Source organism: Halochromatium salexigens (genome assembly GCF_016653295.1).
In the GTDB taxonomy this organism is placed as follows: Bacteria; Pseudomonadota; Gammaproteobacteria; order Chromatiales; family Chromatiaceae; genus Lamprobacter; species Lamprobacter salexigens.
In genome coordinates this window covers 91,309-105,698 of record NZ_NHSF01000056.1, presented here as the reverse complement: position 1 = coordinate 105,698, position 14,390 = coordinate 91,309, and the positions used below count along the sequence as shown (strand labels likewise).

Genomic DNA, 14,390 nt, shown 5'->3' with positions numbered 1-14,390 from the left:
CATGACGACGATGCACACCTGGCAGTCCGCCGACGAGGTCGAAGCCGCCATTGGCCAGATGGCCGATCAGCTCGGCGCGCTCTTGGCCGCGCGCGCCATCGACCGGCCGTTGATGGTCGGCATCCACAGCGGCGGCGTCTGGGTCGCCGAGCGCCTGCACCGACGCCTTGGGCTACAAGAGCCCATGGGCCAGCTCGACATCTCGTTCTATCGCGATGACTTCACCCGCATCGGCACCCATCCGCAGGTGCGCCCGTCGGATCTCCCCGTTCCGGTCGACGATCGCCATATCGTGTTGGTCGACGATGTGCTCCAGACCGGGCGTACCATCCGTGCCGCGCTCAATGTCTTGTTCGACTACGGGCGCCCGGCCTCGGTGGTGCTGGCCATACTGGCCGGTCGCGACGGGCGCGAATTGCCCATCGAGCCGGATGTCGTCGGCCTCGACGCCGAACTCGAGCCCGGTGAGCAGATCAAGCTGACCGGCCCCGATCCGCTGACCCTGAGGCGCGGCCGGGTCGAGCCCAGGGCGCAGCAGCCGGCGAGCGGTGATCCGAACGGAGCCCAGTGATGGACCCCCGTCTGCTTCAGCTCGATGACGAGGGCCGACTCAAGCACTTTTTGACCACCGATGGGCTCGACCGCGCCGTGCTCACCGAGATCCTCGATCGCGCCGAGGGCTTTCTCGGCGTTGCCCGGCAAGCGGTGAAAAAGGTTCCGCTGTGCCGGGGCAAGATCATCGCCAACGTCTTCTTCGAGAACAGCACCCGCACCCGCACCACCTTCGAACTCGCGGCCAAGCGGCTCTCAGCCGATGTGCTCAATGTCAACATCAGCACCTCGGCCACCGCCAAGGGCGAGACGCTGCTCGATACCCTGCGCAACCTCGAGGCGATGAACGTCGATATGTTCGTCGTGCGCCACGCCGACAGCGGCGCCGCGCAGTTCATCGCCGAGCATGCCGCCCCCTTCGTCAGCGTCATCAACGCCGGCGACGGCAGCTATGCACATCCGACCCAGGGCATGCTCGATATGTTCACCATCCGCCGCCACAAGGGCGCCTTCGAGCCGTTGACCGCCGTGATCGTCGGCGATGTGCTGCACTCAAGGGTCGCGCGCTCGCAGATCGGCGCACTGCGCACCTTGGGTGCAGCCGAGGTGCGCGTGGTCGCGCCGCGCACCCTGATCCCGGCCGAGGCCGAGGCCGCGCTGGGGGTGCGTGTCTTCGCCGATCTCGCCAGCGGGGTCCGCGACGCCGACGTGATCATCCTGCTCCGGCTCCAGCACGAGCGTATGAACGGTGCCTTCCTGCCCAGCGAGCATGAATACTTCCACCTGTTCGGGCTTACCGAACAGCGCATCGAGCAGGCCAAGCCGGATGCGATCGTCATGCACCCGGGGCCGATCAACCGCGGTGTTGAGATGGATTCCGGCATCGCCGATGGACCGCGCTCGGTGATCCTCGAGCAGGTCAGCAACGGGCTAGCGGTGCGCATGGCGGTGATGTCGATGTGCATCGGCACCCAAAACCTCGCGCTCGCCAACGCCGCCCGCGGCACCGAAGCGGTCGAGACAGCGACCGAAAGCGAGCAGGATGGAGCCCTCACGCATGGCTGAGCATCAACTGACCATCGCAAACGGGCGCGTGCTAGACCCCGTTACGGGCCTTGACCAGATCACCGATCTGCATCTCATCGGCGGGCGTATCGTCGCCCTCGGCCCCGCGCCCTTGGGGTTCGAACCGCAGCGCCTGATCAATGCCACCGGCCTGGTCGTCTGTCCGGGACTCGTCGATCTCTGCGCGCGACTCCGCGAGCCCGGCCTCGAGCACAAGGGCACCATCGAGAGCGAGACACGGGCGGCGGTAGCCGGCGGCATCACCACCCTCTGCTGCCCACCGGATACCACGCCGGTGATCGATACGCCAGCCGTTGCCCAGCTGATCCGACGCCGCGCCAAGACCCGCGGCCAAGCGCGCGTCTTACCGGTCGGCGCCCTGACCAAGGAACTCGCGGGGCAACAGATCAGCGAGATGGCCGCACTAAAAGAGGCCGGCTGTCCGGCGTTGGGCAACGCCAACCGCCCCATCCGCAATACCCGCGTCCAGCGCCGCGCCCTCGAATACGCGGCAACCTTTGGCCTCACCAGCTTTCTCCACCCCGCCGATGACGACCTCAGCGAGGGCGGTCTGGTGCACGAAGGCCGCGTCAGCACCCAGCTTGGGCTGCCCGGTATCCCCGAAGCCGCCGAGACCGTGGCCGTTGCGCGCGATCTAGCGCTGGCCGAACAGACCGGCGCGCGGGTGCATTTTCGTGGCCTCTCCACCGCGCGCGCGACCGAGATGCTGGCCGAGGCGCGCAACCGGGGCATTGCCGCCAGCGCCGATGTCAGCGCCCATCAACTGTTCCTGACCGAAGACGACCTCTACGGCTTCAACGCCAACGCCCATGTGATCCCGCCGCTGCGCACCCAACGGGATCGCGACGCCCTGCGTACCGCAGTTGCCAGCGGTGCGATCTCGGCGATCTGCTCCGACCATCGGCCGCACGAGCCCGACGCCAAGCTCGCCCCCTTCCCGCAGACTCGCCCCGGTATTTCAGCGCTCGAGACCCTGCTCTCGCTGGTGCTCGAGCTGGTCGCCGATGGCGTGATGGACCTCAGCAGCGCTCTAGCACGAGTCACCTGCAACCCCGCAGCGATTCTGAGCCGCACGACGCTAGGACGCATCGACGTCGGCACCCGCGCCCGCGCCGACCTCTGCCTCTTCGCTCCCAACGAGCGCTGGCGACCCACCCCCGAGCACTGGCTCAGCCAAGGTCAGAACACGCCGTTCTTCGGCCGCGAGATGCACGGCCGCGTGCGTTACACGCTGAGCAATGGCCGCCTTGTCTACGAGCGCAACTGCGCCTGAAGCCGAATACAGCACTCATGGACAGCGACCGCTACCAATTCTCCTTCGCCGCCGCCGTTCGCACCTACTGAAACGTCTCCTTATTCTGCGCCTTGCTCCGCGCATCCGACTTCGCGATCAGCCCGCGCTTGAGCAGCTCGGTCAGGTTCTGATCCAGGGTCTGCATGCCGTTCGCCTGACCGGTCTGGATCGAGGAGTACATCTGCGCGATCTTGTCCTCGCGGATCAGATTGCGGATCGCCGGGGTGGCGAGCATGATCTCGTGGGCGGCGATGCGACCGCCGCCGGTCTTCTTGAGCAGCGTCTGCGCGATCACCGCGCGCAGGGATTCCGAGAGCATCGAGCGCACCATGGGCTTCTCGGCGGCCGGAAAGACATCGACGATGCGGTTGATGGTCTTGGCCGCCGAGCTGGTATGCAGGGTGGCGAACACCAGATGGCCGGTTTCGGCGGCGGTCAGCGCGAGCCGAATGGTCTCGAGATCGCGCAACTCGCCGACCAGGATGATGTCCGGGTCTTGCCGCAGGGCCGAGCGCAGCGCCTCGCTGAAGCCGAGGGTGTCGCGGTGCACCTCGCGCTGGTTGATCAGGCAGCGTTTGCCGACGTGGACGAACTCGATCGGGTCCTCGATGGTGAGGATGTGCCCGTATTCCTTGGCGTTGACATCATCGACCATCGCCGCGAGCGTGGTCGATTTCCCCGAGCCGGTCGGCCCGGTCACTAGCACCAGGCCGCGCGGCACAGCAACGATGTGCCTGAAGACCTCCGGGGCCTGCAGCTCATCGAGCGTCAGCACCTTGGACGGGATGGTGCGAAAGACCGCCGCCGCGCCCCGCGTCTGGTGATAGGCATTGACGCGAAAGCGCGCCACACCGGGCAGCTCGAATGAGAAATCGGTCTCGAGGAACGCCTCGTAATCCTTGCGCTGTTGGTCGTTCATGACCGCGTCAATCAGCGCCTGCACGGCGCGATGCTCGAGCGCGGATGCGTTGAGCCGACGCAGGTCGCCATCGACCCGGATCGTCGGCGGCCGGCCGGCCGAGAGGTGCAGATCCGAGGCGTTGTTCTGGACCCCGAAGGCGAGTAGCTCGGCGATCTCCATGAGAGGCCCCTCAGCAGCGTTACAGCCCGGGCCTCAGCCCACGCCGCGCGCGGCGCGCACGGTGTCGGCGGTGATCTCGCCCGCCTCGACCCGTTGCGCCTTGGTCAGCACCTGCGCCTCGAGGCGCTCCTTGTAGTGCTGAACCCGCTGGCGCAGCTCGAGATCGGCGGTCCCCAGGATCTGCGCCGCCAACAGTCCGGCGTTCTTGGCGCCGTCGATGGCGACGGTCGCCACCGGCACCCCGGCCGGCATCTGCACGATCGAGAGCAGCGAATCCTGCCCCGAGAGCGCCGCTGACTTGACCGGCACGCCGATCACCGGCAGCGGCGTGATCGCCGCGATCATGCCAGGCAGATGCGCCGCGCCGCCGGCACCGGCGATGATCACCCGCAGACCACGTTCGGCGGCCTGCTCGGCATAGGTGAACAGCCGCTTCGGGGTGCGATGGGCCGAGACGATGCTGAGTTCGTGCGCAACCCGCAATTCGTCGAGGATCTCGGCGGCGGCCTGCATCACCGGCAGGTCCGAATCACTGCCCATGATGACGCCGACCAAGGGTGTGTCTTGATGCATGCTCATCAGTCTTGCTCACCTCCGATCTCGATCAGGGAACGCACCTGCTCGGCCTTTTCGCGCGCACGTTCGATATCCGCATCCAGGACCGTGACATGGCCCATCTTGCGAAACGGCCGGGTCTCGGCCTTGCCATAGAGATGCACCGAGACGCCGGGGATCGCGAGCGCCGCGCGCAAACCGCGGATCACCGGTGGCCCCGACTCGCCCGGCGCGCCGAGCAGGTTGATCATCGCCGCCGGCATCAGCTGATCGGTCACTCCGAGCGGCAGTCCGGTGATCGCGCGCAGATGCTGCTCGAACTGATCGGTGATGCAGGCCTCGATGGTGTAATGGCCGGAATTGTGCGTGCGTGGCGCCACCTCGTTGACCAGCAGCTCGCCGTCCTGGGTGAGGAACAGCTCGACGCCGAAGATGCCGACCCCCTCCAGCGCGGTCACCGTCTCGATGGCCAGGCGGCAGGCCGCCGCAGCGGTCGCGGCTGGGAGCCGTGCCGGGGCGAGCAGCATATCGAGGATATTCTCGCCGGAGCGGAAGCACATCTCCACCGGATCATAGCTGCGTACCTCGCCCTCCTGGCCGCGCACCACGATCACCGCCAGCTCCTTGGCCGCCGGGATGAACCGCTCGATCAACGAGGGCACCGGCAGCGCTTGGTCAAAATCAGCCGCCGAGCGCATCACCACCACGCCGCGACCATCGTAGCCGCCGCGCCGGGCCTTCTGCACCAGCGGATAACCGAAGCGCGCGAAGCTGTCCACATCCGGCTGTTCGGCGGCGACGAACTCGGCGCTCGGGATGCCGAGCCTGAGCAGCAGCTGCTTCTGGCGCAGCTTGTCCTGGATCTCGGCGAGCAGGGCCGTCGGCGGCAAGATGCGGTGCCCGCGCTGCGCGATCGTGCTCAGGATGGCGACATCGATGTCTTCGATATCGAAGGTGATCACATCGACTTGGTCGGCGAGCTGCTGCAAGGCGTCCGGATCATGCGAATCGGCCAGGATCTGACGTCCCGAGACCTGACCGGCCGGCGACTCCGGGGTGGGATCGAGCACGACGCAGGTACAGCCGATGCGCCGGGCGGCCTTGACCAGCATGCGCCCGAGCTGGCCGCCGCCAATGATGCCGATACGAAACACGGGATAGGGATACTGGTCCGGTGACCGATGCTGCTTGGACATGGCTAGAGGCTATTTAGGCGTGGCGCGATGGCGCGATCAGGCTGTCGCGCACATGGGCGAAATTGGTCTCGGCCTCGGCCAAGCGTGCCCGAATCTCGGGCTCGTAGTCGATGGCAAAATCGAGAAAGGTGCGCGCGATCAGCGACAGCTCGCGCGCCCGGGAATAGACCAGGTGCCAGCGGCGGATGATCGGAAAGCCCTCGACATCGAGCAACGCCAGGCGCCCGCCGGCGCTCTCGAGGGTGAGCGAGTGCAGGGACAGGGCGGCGATGCCCAGACCACCGACGATGGCGCGCTTGATGGCCTCATTGCTGCCGAGCTGCATGCGCACCCGTGGCACGAGTCCGCCGGCGGCAAAGTGCGCGAGCACCGCGTCCCGAATGCCGGAGCCCGACTCGCGCAGGATGAAATTCTCCTCGGCCAGGGCGCTGAGTGGGATCGCGCGTTGCCCGGCCAGCGGATGATCGACGCTGGCGACCATGACGAGTGGATTCGGCGCAAACGGGATGGTCTGAATCTGATCATTGAGCTCGCGCGGTTGGCCCATCACATAGAGATCATCGTCATGCCCGAGCAGCCGCTCGAGGATGTGCTCGCGGTTGGTGACCTTGAGCGAGACATCGATGCCCGGATAGACCTGGCAGAAGGCGCCGAGGATCTCGGGGGCGACGTACTTGGCCGTGGTCAGCACCCCGAGCCGCAAGCGGCCGCGTTTCAGCCCCTTCAGATCGGCGAGCTTGATCTCGAGGTTCGACAGCGTACCGAGGATATCGCGACAGGCCGCATGCACCTCACGGCCGGCGTCGGTCGGCTCGATGGTGCGCCCGACATGGCGAAACAGTGGCGTGCCGATGGCCTCGGAGAGCTTCTTGATCTGCATCGAGACCGTCGGCTGGGTGAGGAAGAGTTCCTCGGCCGCGCGGGTGAAACTGCCCAGCCGCACGATGGCCTCGAGCAGTTGCAGTTGGCGCAGGGTGGTATGGCGGATCAGATAATCCGTGCCGTTACCGCCGGTGCTCGTGCGCACCTCAGCGGCGGCGGGAGTGATCGATTTGGGCATCGCGCTGTGACGACTGCTTCCAGCAGGTGCGCCCTTGGGTTTACGTCCGGCCATGCGACCACGTCCTCGGCTCGACAGGCTCTATGCCAGGATCAGCCTGTTGGCTCATCGCGGGACTTGGTCGAGCGGGTTGAAGCGCGTGCAGGAACTGCGCTCGCGAACCAGCCTGGATGCAGCACCGGTGCCGGACCGAACGGTCTCGGCGCGGTAGGATCAATCTGGCCAGACCCGGTGACCGCCTTGAAAGGGATCATCGACGGAGGGATTCAGCGCGCGTGACTCGCTCGCGAGCGCCGCAGCGCCAAACGCCTTCGAGTGGGAATGCACCGTTCGTTTTTGACGGCTCTTGCGGGCCGGTGCAGCGGCCTTAGCCGGCGCTTTCTTACGCGTCGTTGTCGCCGAGTTCGAGGGAGACGCGGACGTCTCGGTCGACCCGGATTGGGTGTTCTCTTCGCTCATTATCCATTCTCCAAGCAGTCTGCGAAGTGCAACGCGCTGGGCATCGATAGACCGCCCTATGGGCTGCGCTCTTAGGAGCCCTCGGCGGTGTCGAGAAGCGCATCGGCCTGGCGCGCGAAGGCATGCAACGCCTCACCGACCTGCTCCGCCCCTTCTTCGGCAAAGAGGGTTAAGTTCACATAGGTGCGGCCAAAGCTCAAGTTCGGAAAGATCTGGGTTGCTTCAGAAAGCGCTGCAACCTGATCAAGGTACTCTCGCAAAGGCTCATAACCGTCGAATTCAATCCGGCGCTCCAACCTCAGCGGGCGCGCGCGCTCGCGCCAGGGATGACCGCCGGTGTCGGCCGTGGATCTAGCCATCAGAAATAGGCCCGTTCATTTGGCTGATGCCGGGGCACCCCGAGAGCCTCGAGCCAGGTCTCGATCTCGGCGGCGTGATGCAGCTCATCCTGGAGCAGGCCATTGAAGAACTCGCCATTCTCGTGATCGCCAATGCGCCGACAAAAGCGCGTCGCCTCGTCGTAGAGGGCGACGATCTCGGCCTCGAGCACGGCGTCCTGGCGCAGCAGATCGATCAGGTTCCGGGCCACACCCGCCGGGCGCATCTGCGACGCATTCGGCGAGACGCCAAGGCCGAGCATGCGCTTGACCAGGCGTTCGGCGTGCTGCATCTCCTCCACGGTCTCGCGGCGGAACCGATCAGCCGCGTCCTTCAAGCCCCAGGCCTCGGCCAGTGCGGCTTGCGTCATGTACTGCTGCACGGCTGAGTATTCGAGACTCAGGGCACGGCCCAGATAGCCCAGTGTGCGTGGATGTACGGTTGCGTGACGCATGCGCTGCGTGGACCCCAGTCCGTCGATGCTGATTCGCCGAGCAGGCTTGGCCGATCAGGCCCCTGTTCGCCCCTGTTTCGCGCCCTCTCAGTCCGCCGAGCTGTTGCCGCTCGGCAGCACCTGCTCGACCTCGCGGTGCGGGCGGGCGATGATGTGCGCGGCCACCAGGCCGTCGCCGACGCGCTCGCAGGCATCGGCACCGGCGCGCACGGCGGCGTTCACGGCGCCGGTTTCGCCGCGCACCAGCACGGTGACATAGCCACCGCCGACGAACTCGCGGCCGATCATCCGCACCTCGGCGGCCTTCGTCATCGCATCGGCGGCTTCGATTGCCGGCACCAGGCCGCGCGTCTCGATCATTCCGAGGGCAATGCCCATCGTTTCATGTGCCATCGAACTTCTCCCAGGGTTGACGCGCCGGGCCTAGGGGACCCGCTTCGCGGTCGTGTCAATGAGGCTCGAGGCCGACCGCGACGAGGGCTGGAACTGCCCAGCCCAGCGCGCGGCGGCTCGCTTGGATGCTGCGGCCGGGCCGCGCCCGATCAGTCCGCGCTGTTGCCACTGCCGGTCGGCAGCACCGGCTCGACCTCGCGGTGCGGGCGGGCGATGATGTGCGCGGCCACCAGACCGTCGCCGACGCGCTCGCAGGCGTCGGCACCGGCGCGCACGGCGGCGTTCACGGCGCCGGTCTCGCCGCGCACCAGCACGGTGACATAACCGCCACCGACGAACTCGCGACCGATCATCCGCACCTCGGCGGCCTTCGTCATCGCATCGGCCGCTTCGATTGCCGGCACCAGTCCACGCGTCTCGATCATGCCAAGCGCAATACCCATGGTCTCGTTCGCCATCGTTCTTTCTCCGTCTGTCTACTGTCTTTGATTAGGTTGGTCTCGATCGTCAACGCCCGTGGACTCAGCGACCGGGCTCACCGGGCTTGAATCCCTCGCCGGCCTGCTCGAGCACCGGTTCCACTTCGCGGTGTGGACGCGCGATGATGTGCGCGGCCACCAGGCCATCGCCGACCCGCTCGCAAGCATCGGCACCGGCGCGCACGGCGGCATTGACGGCGCCGGTCTCGCCGCGCACCAGCACGGTGACATAGCCGCCGCCGACGAACTCGCGGCCGATGAGCCTGACCTCAGCCGCCTTGGCCATCGCATCCGCGGCCTCGATCGCCGGCACCAGACCACGGGTCTCGATCATGCCGAGCGCAATGCCAAATCTTTCGCCTGCCATTTCTGTCGTCTCCGTTAAAGACTTTGATGCCGCTTCGATCGCGGTTGGGGTTGATCCACTCTGGGCCATTCGTCTCTGGGCCATTCGCCAGCCTAGGCGGCCTGATCGCGGTGTTGCTCGAGCATCCCATCACTGTCACCAGGCTCTGGCTTGGCCACATCCTCGGGCTGCCAGGCATCGATAATCCCGCCGATGGTGAGATCGGTCATGATCTTTGCATCGCCCATCGCGTAGCGTCCGGCCGAGCCACTGACGGTGAACACCCAGTTTCCGGGCCGCACGCCGACCGGATCGGTCGCCACCGCGAGCTTGCCCTTGCGATCCTTGAGGATCTGCAGGCTGCAATGGCGCAGGCCGTCGATCCGTTCGGTGCAGTACAGGGTGCCGACCACTTGATTGATCTCCATGCCGGCCCGCCTCAACGCTCCGCGTCCGGGTCCCAGTCGTCGATGATGCCGACGATGGTCAGATCGCTCGGATATTCCTTACTGCCAGCGGCCTCGCGCGCGGCGGAACTGCCCACGCAGATGACCCAGTCGCCGGGGATCGAACCGACCGCATCGACCGCGACCAGTTGGGCGCTGCCGTCCTGCACCACCTGCAGATGCTTGTGCTCGAACCCCGGAATGCGGTTGGTCGAGACCAGGGGCTTGAGAACCTTGCAAATCTTCATGAGCGACCTGGGCCTCAGTGCGCGGCGGCTGCCGCTGGCTGTAACGACGAGCCAACGATCTCGATCGGCGCCGCCTGATCGCAATCGCGCACCGCGCGCAGGCAGTGCAGCATGCCCTCGGCGCAGAGCTGCGGATAACGGGCCTTCAAGGCGGCGGCGATTCGCTCGCAATGCGCGATGGCGCGCTCGCGCGCGCCCGGCACGCCGCCGTGATAGTCGTGGCGGACGATGACCGGCACCGGCAAGCCGCGATTGACATTCAGCCCGGTAAAGATCTTGATGCCCACATCGAGATCGGCCGCGCCTTCCTCGACCGTGCTCAGATAGGCGAAATAGGTCAGATTACGCAGCTGGATCTCCTCGAAGCCGATGCCGGCGCCGATGAAGCGCTCGGCATGGCCGATATCGGCGTAGCCACCGGCGTGATACTGGCGCACGTAATCGATCTGCGAGAGATTGTTCTCGATCAGGCCGGTGATCAGACGCACCATGCCGTCGCTCAGCGCCTCGCCGGCCGCTTTCCCCGGCGCATGCGCCCGCACCAACTCGGCAATGCGCACGCGCGCCTGCTCGGGTGACAGCCCACGGGTGATCTCGTAGACCTTGGCGGCATCGAGCCAATGCGCGAGGTCGCAGTAGCCCTCGGCATCCGGCACATGCACGCGGATCGCGTCCGTATCGGTGTCCAGCCCGACCAGCAGCAGGTCGACCGAGGCCCCGCAGCAGAAACTGTTCTCGATCGCCTGGCGAAACGCCTTGAGCCGCTCGAGCCCGGCGCTGGCGGCGGCGGCATCATCGGAGCCGTGCGCGGCGCAGCCCTGATGCGCGGGATCGACCGAGCTGCCGTGATACATCACCACCTTCAGGTAGCGTGTCGGTTCATCGGCGCTGTTCGGACGCCCTTCGCGGAAGCGCGAGAGTTCCGTTTCAACCCATTTCTCGACTGTGTTCTCGATGTCAAACAAGGACCCGGCATAAGATTTACGGCGCACGCGCCCATAGGGCAGGCGCAGGACATAACTGATCGCATGTGCCAGGCGACCGTCCGCGCAGGGCGTCACGTCCATCAAGTGGAAGCCGCAATCGAGCAGAAATTGTTCAAAGGCCTCGCCGTCGCGCCCGCCGAGCGGATCAGCGGTGAAGAACGCATCGCTAACCCGGTGATAGGTCTCGAACACGCAAGCCGCGAACAGGCGCCGCATGTCGAGTCCATTGATCCAACTGTCCTCGAGGATCTGGGTGGGCAGGTCGAAGCCGAACTCAGCGCGCGCGATCGACTGTGCCCGCGTCACGAAATCCGGTTCGCAACGCTCGCTCGCGATCCGTTTTAGAACCGGCACCAGATGATCGAATGCATGCTTCACCGAGGACTCGTAATCATGCAGTCGCGCATTGGCTTGGGCATCGGTCAGCGGGTGTAGTCCGCGCTCAGCGCTCGAGTCTCGGCTCCCTGCCCCGAATCCCATCGGCTTGGGCTCAGGCGCGCCACGCTCGGCCACAGGCCGGTGTGCCTTCAGTTTCGACGGTCCTGGCGGCGCCGGCCGAGGCGGACGCGTAGGCCGGGTCGCCCCGCGCCCGAGGCTGGCCGGACGTTCCATCCGGCCACGCGGCGCGGCAGCCTCGCTTGGCTCCATCGCCGGCGCACTGCTCGTCTCCGCGTTCGCGGGCGACAGGCTGCGTGGGCTTCGGCCCAGGCTGCGCGAGCGCGGTGGTGGTCGATGGCGGATAGGCATGGATCTTATGGACGTTTCTAGCTAGCTAAGGCCTGTACGTACGCGCGCTCGCTCAGCCGCGAGCACCCCCAGAGTAGGTAATCAAGGCACCACGATCGGTGCTGCCCGCGCTACCAGTCACCTGGCTGGTCGGCTGCGGTACCTCCTCGTTACGCTTGGCCTCAACCGGCGGCATCGCACTCATCACACCGGGCCGGGTTGGATTGCGACGCCGCGCCGAACTGCCCTCGGTGCCAGTCACACGCTCGCCACGATCCCAATCATCTCCGGTGATCTTTTTACCAGCCGATTGGCCCTCGCCTGTGATACGCGAGGGCGCTGCCGCGGCACCCGAGGCCTCAGTTTCACCTGCGCCCGACTCGGGAGTCAGCAGATCCGGGCGGGACCGCCGGCTGTCAAAGCGAGACTGTTCGGTGCCCGTGATCTTGCCCGTCCCCATCCCAAACGGTCCGGTGATGTGGCGATTCGACTCATAGCTGGTCCCGGTCACATTGCCACGGCGTCTGTCGTCAAAGGCCGCTCGCGCTGGCGAGCTGACGCTAAACCCCTGTCCGGGTGGCGGTGCTGATGCTGCTCCAGGTACTGATGCTGGTGTTAGCGTTGGTGCCTCATCGCCTAGGTTCATGGGCCGCGGGAAGTCAGGCTGCCCAGGCTCGGCGGCATTGCTGACATCAGTTTCACAGACGCTCGCAAACTGGTCCGCCCCCAGATAGGGCGTCCCGGTCAAGGGCTCGCAGGCACCTTTGGAGCCCCCCGTCATGACACCGCCGATTCCCGGTTGGATACCGGTCATACTCGGCCCCGGTGTCGCCGACATGATGCGGGTGCGGGCCTTGATCTCATGCTGCTGATTGGGCGCACAGTAATCAGAGGCCTGCTCCAAGCCCGCGTATGGGGTACCAGTCACCGCTTTACAGGTACCCGGCTCGTCACCGGTCACCTTGCCCGAGCGACCAGTTTGGGTGCCGGAGACGCGACGTCCCTTGTTGGTCATCGACATCCCGACCTTGGGCGGCTCAGGCTGCGGACTGATCTCACAGAACTCCTCGTACTGAGCGCGATCGGCATATTGATCACCAGTAACCAACCGGCAGGTGCCCGGCTCGTCGCCTGTCATGCTCGTGGCGCGCCCAACCCGCGTGCCCGTGACTGTCCCGCCAGAAAGGGTCACCGAGGTACCAACCTTCGGCGGCACTGAGCGATCAGTCGGGATCTCCGAGGCGGCGGTGTACTGGGTCCCAGTCGGGACCACATTGGCGCCGAGTTCATTGCCGGTGACCTTCGCGGAACGAGTGACCATGGTCCCGGACAACCCTTGCCCGGTGAGGGTCGTATCGACACCGGTCTCGCGCGGTTCCGGCGCTGGACGCGTATTGCAGTAGCTCTGATACTGATCGGGCGATAGATATTGCGTCCCAGTCACACTCGTACAGGTGCCCGGTTCATCGCCGGTGACCCTAGGCGAGCGTCCAACCTCGTTACCGGTGACAAAGTTGCCATAGCCGGTGGCGCTCACGCCGAACTTATTGAGCGCCGGCGCGGGGTCGGTCTGACAGAATTCACGGAAGATGTCCGCGCCCATGTACTCGGTGCCAGTAATCGTTCGGCAGGTACTGGGCTCATCGCCGGTGGTCTTCTGACTGCGACCGACGCGGGTACCAGTGACGAACTGGCCCGTGGTCGTCTCGCTCACGCCGACCTTCCACGGCTGATCACTCGCGCCGGTCCGGGTCGGACGCATCCGGCCGGTCGGCTGTGACTTGGGTTCGCCGGCGCCGCCATTGGCGCTGCGTTGGGCGCGAACCCGCTGTGCCAGCTCACGAGAACTCAGCTTGGGATTAGCCTGACGGGCGATACCGGCGGCCGACTTTGGCACATTCGTCGCGCCCTTACCGCGTCCGCTAAGCGCGGCGCGCCGAGCAAGGGCTACGGCACGGCCGGCCGGCTTGATGGCGAGCGCTGGATTCAGCTTTTGCTTGCGGTTCTTCGCTTGGCCATTGTTCGCCGCGGGCGCGCTTAGCGACAGTGAAGGAGACGCCGACCGGGCCGTTGGCTTGGCGGTGGCCGATTCCGCGCCATTGTTTGGTGGTGACGTGGGTTTTGATCGGTCATGAGCGGCCCGGGGATCACGCACTCGATCACCGTTGCGCTGGGCACGGCGCCCGTCACGCGAGAGCTTTACGCGGCGTTGGCGCGCGATTTCACGGCTTGCTTGCGCTGGGCTCTGCGGCAGCGCGTGACGCGGACGCGAACTCGCCGTGGACGAGAGATCAAGACTAGGCCTAGAGCTGGGCGCCCGCGCTGGAGCGGTGCTGGCCGGCGCCGAAACAGGCTCGGGATTGGAGCGCTCCGCGGAACGTTCGGTGCGCGGTGCCCGCTTGCGCTCGGGCGTCGTCTGCACCAAACCCTGCTTGCCCTTGGACGACAGGGCACGCCGGCGGGCCAGGGCCGCCTCGCGGCCACTCGATCTCAGGTTCGCTTTGCTTGCCATGGGTAATTCCGTGGTGCTGTCGGGTTGGCTGTCCGTCGTCGCCGGGCGAGCGGGCAGCTCGGGATAGTGCATCGCTTGCCGGACTGTCGCACCCGCCAAGTGCTGAAAGACCGAGAAGGCGAAGATCGACATCGTTGAC

Annotated in this window: 16 protein-coding genes; 3 read left to right on the top strand and 13 right to left on the bottom strand. The window is 66.2% G+C overall.

Annotation, left to right across the window (positions count from 1 at the left end; translation table 11 throughout):
- The first annotated feature begins 1 nt into the window (after window position 1).
- From pyrR to CCR82_RS09660, 3 genes are read left to right on the top strand one after another with little or no spacing between them, the layout of a single operon-like run.
- Entirely contained in the window at window positions 2–571 is a 570-nt protein-coding gene (gene pyrR / locus CCR82_RS09670; protein ID WP_201245467.1) for a bifunctional pyr operon transcriptional regulator/uracil phosphoribosyltransferase PyrR, read from the top strand.
- Entirely contained in the window at window positions 571–1,617 is a 1,047-nt protein-coding gene (locus CCR82_RS09665) for an aspartate carbamoyltransferase catalytic subunit (RefSeq protein WP_201245465.1), read from the top strand. The genes pyrR and CCR82_RS09665 overlap by 1 nt, the downstream gene beginning before the upstream one ends.
- Window positions 1,610–2,911: a dihydroorotase gene (locus CCR82_RS09660; protein ID WP_201245463.1), complete on the top strand. Its 1,302-nt coding sequence runs from the start codon at window positions 1,610–1,612 to the stop codon at window positions 2,909–2,911. Before CCR82_RS09665 ends, CCR82_RS09660 begins: the two co-directional genes overlap by 8 nt.
- A gap of 64 nt (window positions 2,912–2,975) precedes the next feature.
- On the opposite strand, the gene CCR82_RS09655 is transcribed toward CCR82_RS09660, so the two are convergent.
- The 13 genes from CCR82_RS09655 to CCR82_RS09595 all read right to left on the bottom strand — a co-directional run bounded on the left by CCR82_RS09655 (window position 2,976) and on the right by CCR82_RS09595 (window position 14,383).
- Window positions 2,976–4,013 (bottom strand): type IV pilus twitching motility protein PilT, encoded by a 1,038-nt coding sequence (locus CCR82_RS09655; protein WP_201245461.1) that lies wholly within the window; start codon window positions 4,011–4,013, stop codon window positions 2,976–2,978.
- 33 nt (window positions 4,014–4,046) lie between these two features.
- Window positions 4,047–4,586, bottom strand: coding sequence for a 5-(carboxyamino)imidazole ribonucleotide mutase (gene purE / locus CCR82_RS09650; RefSeq protein WP_201245528.1), 540 nt, complete (start codon window positions 4,584–4,586; stop codon window positions 4,047–4,049).
- 5 nt (window positions 4,587–4,591) lie between these two features.
- Window positions 4,592–5,764, bottom strand: coding sequence for a 5-(carboxyamino)imidazole ribonucleotide synthase (locus CCR82_RS09645; protein ID WP_201245459.1), 1,173 nt, complete (start codon window positions 5,762–5,764; stop codon window positions 4,592–4,594).
- Between the two features lie 13 nt (window positions 5,765–5,777).
- Complete coding sequence (locus tag CCR82_RS09640) at window positions 5,778–6,824, bottom strand: LysR family transcriptional regulator (RefSeq protein WP_207190968.1); 1,047 nt, start codon at window positions 6,822–6,824, stop codon at window positions 5,778–5,780.
- Window positions 6,825–7,354: 530 nt separating this feature from the next.
- The gene (locus CCR82_RS09635; protein ID WP_201245458.1) at window positions 7,355–7,642 is read right to left on the bottom strand and encodes a pterin-4-alpha-carbinolamine dehydratase; all 288 of its coding nucleotides are present in this window, start codon (window positions 7,640–7,642) and stop codon (window positions 7,355–7,357) included.
- The gene (locus CCR82_RS09630; protein WP_201245456.1) at window positions 7,642–8,115 is read right to left on the bottom strand and encodes a ferritin-like domain-containing protein; all 474 of its coding nucleotides are present in this window, start codon (window positions 8,113–8,115) and stop codon (window positions 7,642–7,644) included. Before CCR82_RS09630 ends, CCR82_RS09635 begins: the two co-directional genes overlap by 1 nt.
- Window positions 8,116–8,202: 87 nt before the next feature.
- Complete coding sequence (csoS1, locus tag CCR82_RS09625) at window positions 8,203–8,508, bottom strand: alpha-carboxysome major shell protein CsoS1 (protein WP_276570560.1); 306 nt, start codon at window positions 8,506–8,508, stop codon at window positions 8,203–8,205.
- A 149-nt stretch (window positions 8,509–8,657) separates the two neighbouring features.
- The gene (gene csoS1 / locus CCR82_RS09620; RefSeq protein ID WP_276570559.1) at window positions 8,658–8,966 is read right to left on the bottom strand and encodes an alpha-carboxysome major shell protein CsoS1; all 309 of its coding nucleotides are present in this window, start codon (window positions 8,964–8,966) and stop codon (window positions 8,658–8,660) included.
- A gap of 64 nt (window positions 8,967–9,030) precedes the next feature.
- A complete protein-coding gene (csoS1, locus tag CCR82_RS09615; protein WP_201245454.1) occupies window positions 9,031–9,354 on the bottom strand; it encodes an alpha-carboxysome major shell protein CsoS1 in 324 nt (107 codons plus the stop codon).
- A gap of 92 nt (window positions 9,355–9,446) precedes the next feature.
- Complete coding sequence (locus CCR82_RS09610) at window positions 9,447–9,761, bottom strand: carboxysome peptide B (RefSeq protein ID WP_201245452.1); 315 nt, start codon at window positions 9,759–9,761, stop codon at window positions 9,447–9,449.
- An 11-nt stretch (window positions 9,762–9,772) separates the two neighbouring features.
- Window positions 9,773–10,027: an alpha-carboxysome shell vertex protein CsoS4 gene (gene csoS4 / locus CCR82_RS09605; protein WP_201245450.1), complete on the bottom strand. Its 255-nt coding sequence runs from the start codon at window positions 10,025–10,027 to the stop codon at window positions 9,773–9,775.
- A 14-nt stretch (window positions 10,028–10,041) separates the two neighbouring features.
- Window positions 10,042–11,493, bottom strand: coding sequence for a carboxysome shell carbonic anhydrase (locus CCR82_RS09600; RefSeq protein ID WP_242513381.1), 1,452 nt, complete (start codon window positions 11,491–11,493; stop codon window positions 10,042–10,044).
- A 319-nt stretch (window positions 11,494–11,812) separates the two neighbouring features.
- Window positions 11,813–14,383, bottom strand: a complete 2,571-nt coding sequence (locus tag CCR82_RS09595; RefSeq protein ID WP_242513380.1) for a CsoS2 family carboxysome shell protein — start codon at window positions 14,381–14,383, stop codon at window positions 11,813–11,815.
- Window positions 14,384–14,390 lie beyond the last annotated feature (7 nt).

What these genes read in the sequence shown, in the direction of transcription:
- CCR82_RS09665 (WP_201245465.1), top strand. Translation starts at nt 571, where the DNA reads ATGGACCCCCGTCTGCTTCAGCTCGATGACGAGGGCCGACTCAAGCAC.
- csoS1 (WP_276570560.1), bottom strand. Translation starts at nt 8,508, where the DNA reads ATGGCACATGAAACGATGGGCATTGCCCTCGGAATGATCGAGACGCGC.
- pyrR (WP_201245467.1), top strand. Translation starts at nt 2, where the DNA reads ATGACGACGATGCACACCTGGCAGTCCGCCGACGAGGTCGAAGCCGCC.
- purE (WP_201245528.1), bottom strand. Translation starts at nt 4,586, where the DNA reads ATGCATCAAGACACACCCTTGGTCGGCGTCATCATGGGCAGTGATTCG.
- CCR82_RS09655 (WP_201245461.1), bottom strand. Translation starts at nt 4,013, where the DNA reads ATGGAGATCGCCGAGCTACTCGCCTTCGGGGTCCAGAACAACGCCTCG.
- CCR82_RS09635 (WP_201245458.1), bottom strand. Translation starts at nt 7,642, where the DNA reads ATGGCTAGATCCACGGCCGACACCGGCGGTCATCCCTGGCGCGAGCGC.
- CCR82_RS09600 (WP_242513381.1), bottom strand. Translation starts at nt 11,493, where the DNA reads ATGGGATTCGGGGCAGGGAGCCGAGACTCGAGCGCTGAGCGCGGACTA.
- CCR82_RS09610 (WP_201245452.1), bottom strand. Translation starts at nt 9,761, where the DNA reads ATGGAGATCAATCAAGTGGTCGGCACCCTGTACTGCACCGAACGGATC.
- CCR82_RS09645 (WP_201245459.1), bottom strand. Translation starts at nt 5,764, where the DNA reads ATGTCCAAGCAGCATCGGTCACCGGACCAGTATCCCTATCCCGTGTTT.
- CCR82_RS09630 (WP_201245456.1), bottom strand. Translation starts at nt 8,115, where the DNA reads ATGCGTCACGCAACCGTACATCCACGCACACTGGGCTATCTGGGCCGT.
- CCR82_RS09640 (WP_207190968.1), bottom strand. Translation starts at nt 6,824, where the DNA reads ATGCCCAAATCGATCACTCCCGCCGCCGCTGAGGTGCGCACGAGCACC.
- csoS1 (WP_276570559.1), bottom strand. Translation starts at nt 8,966, where the DNA reads ATGGCGAACGAGACCATGGGTATTGCGCTTGGCATGATCGAGACGCGT.
- CCR82_RS09595 (WP_242513380.1), bottom strand. Translation starts at nt 14,383, where the DNA reads ATGTCGATCTTCGCCTTCTCGGTCTTTCAGCACTTGGCGGGTGCGACA.
- csoS1 (WP_201245454.1), bottom strand. Translation starts at nt 9,354, where the DNA reads ATGGCAGGCGAAAGATTTGGCATTGCGCTCGGCATGATCGAGACCCGT.
- CCR82_RS09660 (WP_201245463.1), top strand. Translation starts at nt 1,610, where the DNA reads ATGGCTGAGCATCAACTGACCATCGCAAACGGGCGCGTGCTAGACCCC.
- csoS4 (WP_201245450.1), bottom strand. Translation starts at nt 10,027, where the DNA reads ATGAAGATTTGCAAGGTTCTCAAGCCCCTGGTCTCGACCAACCGCATT.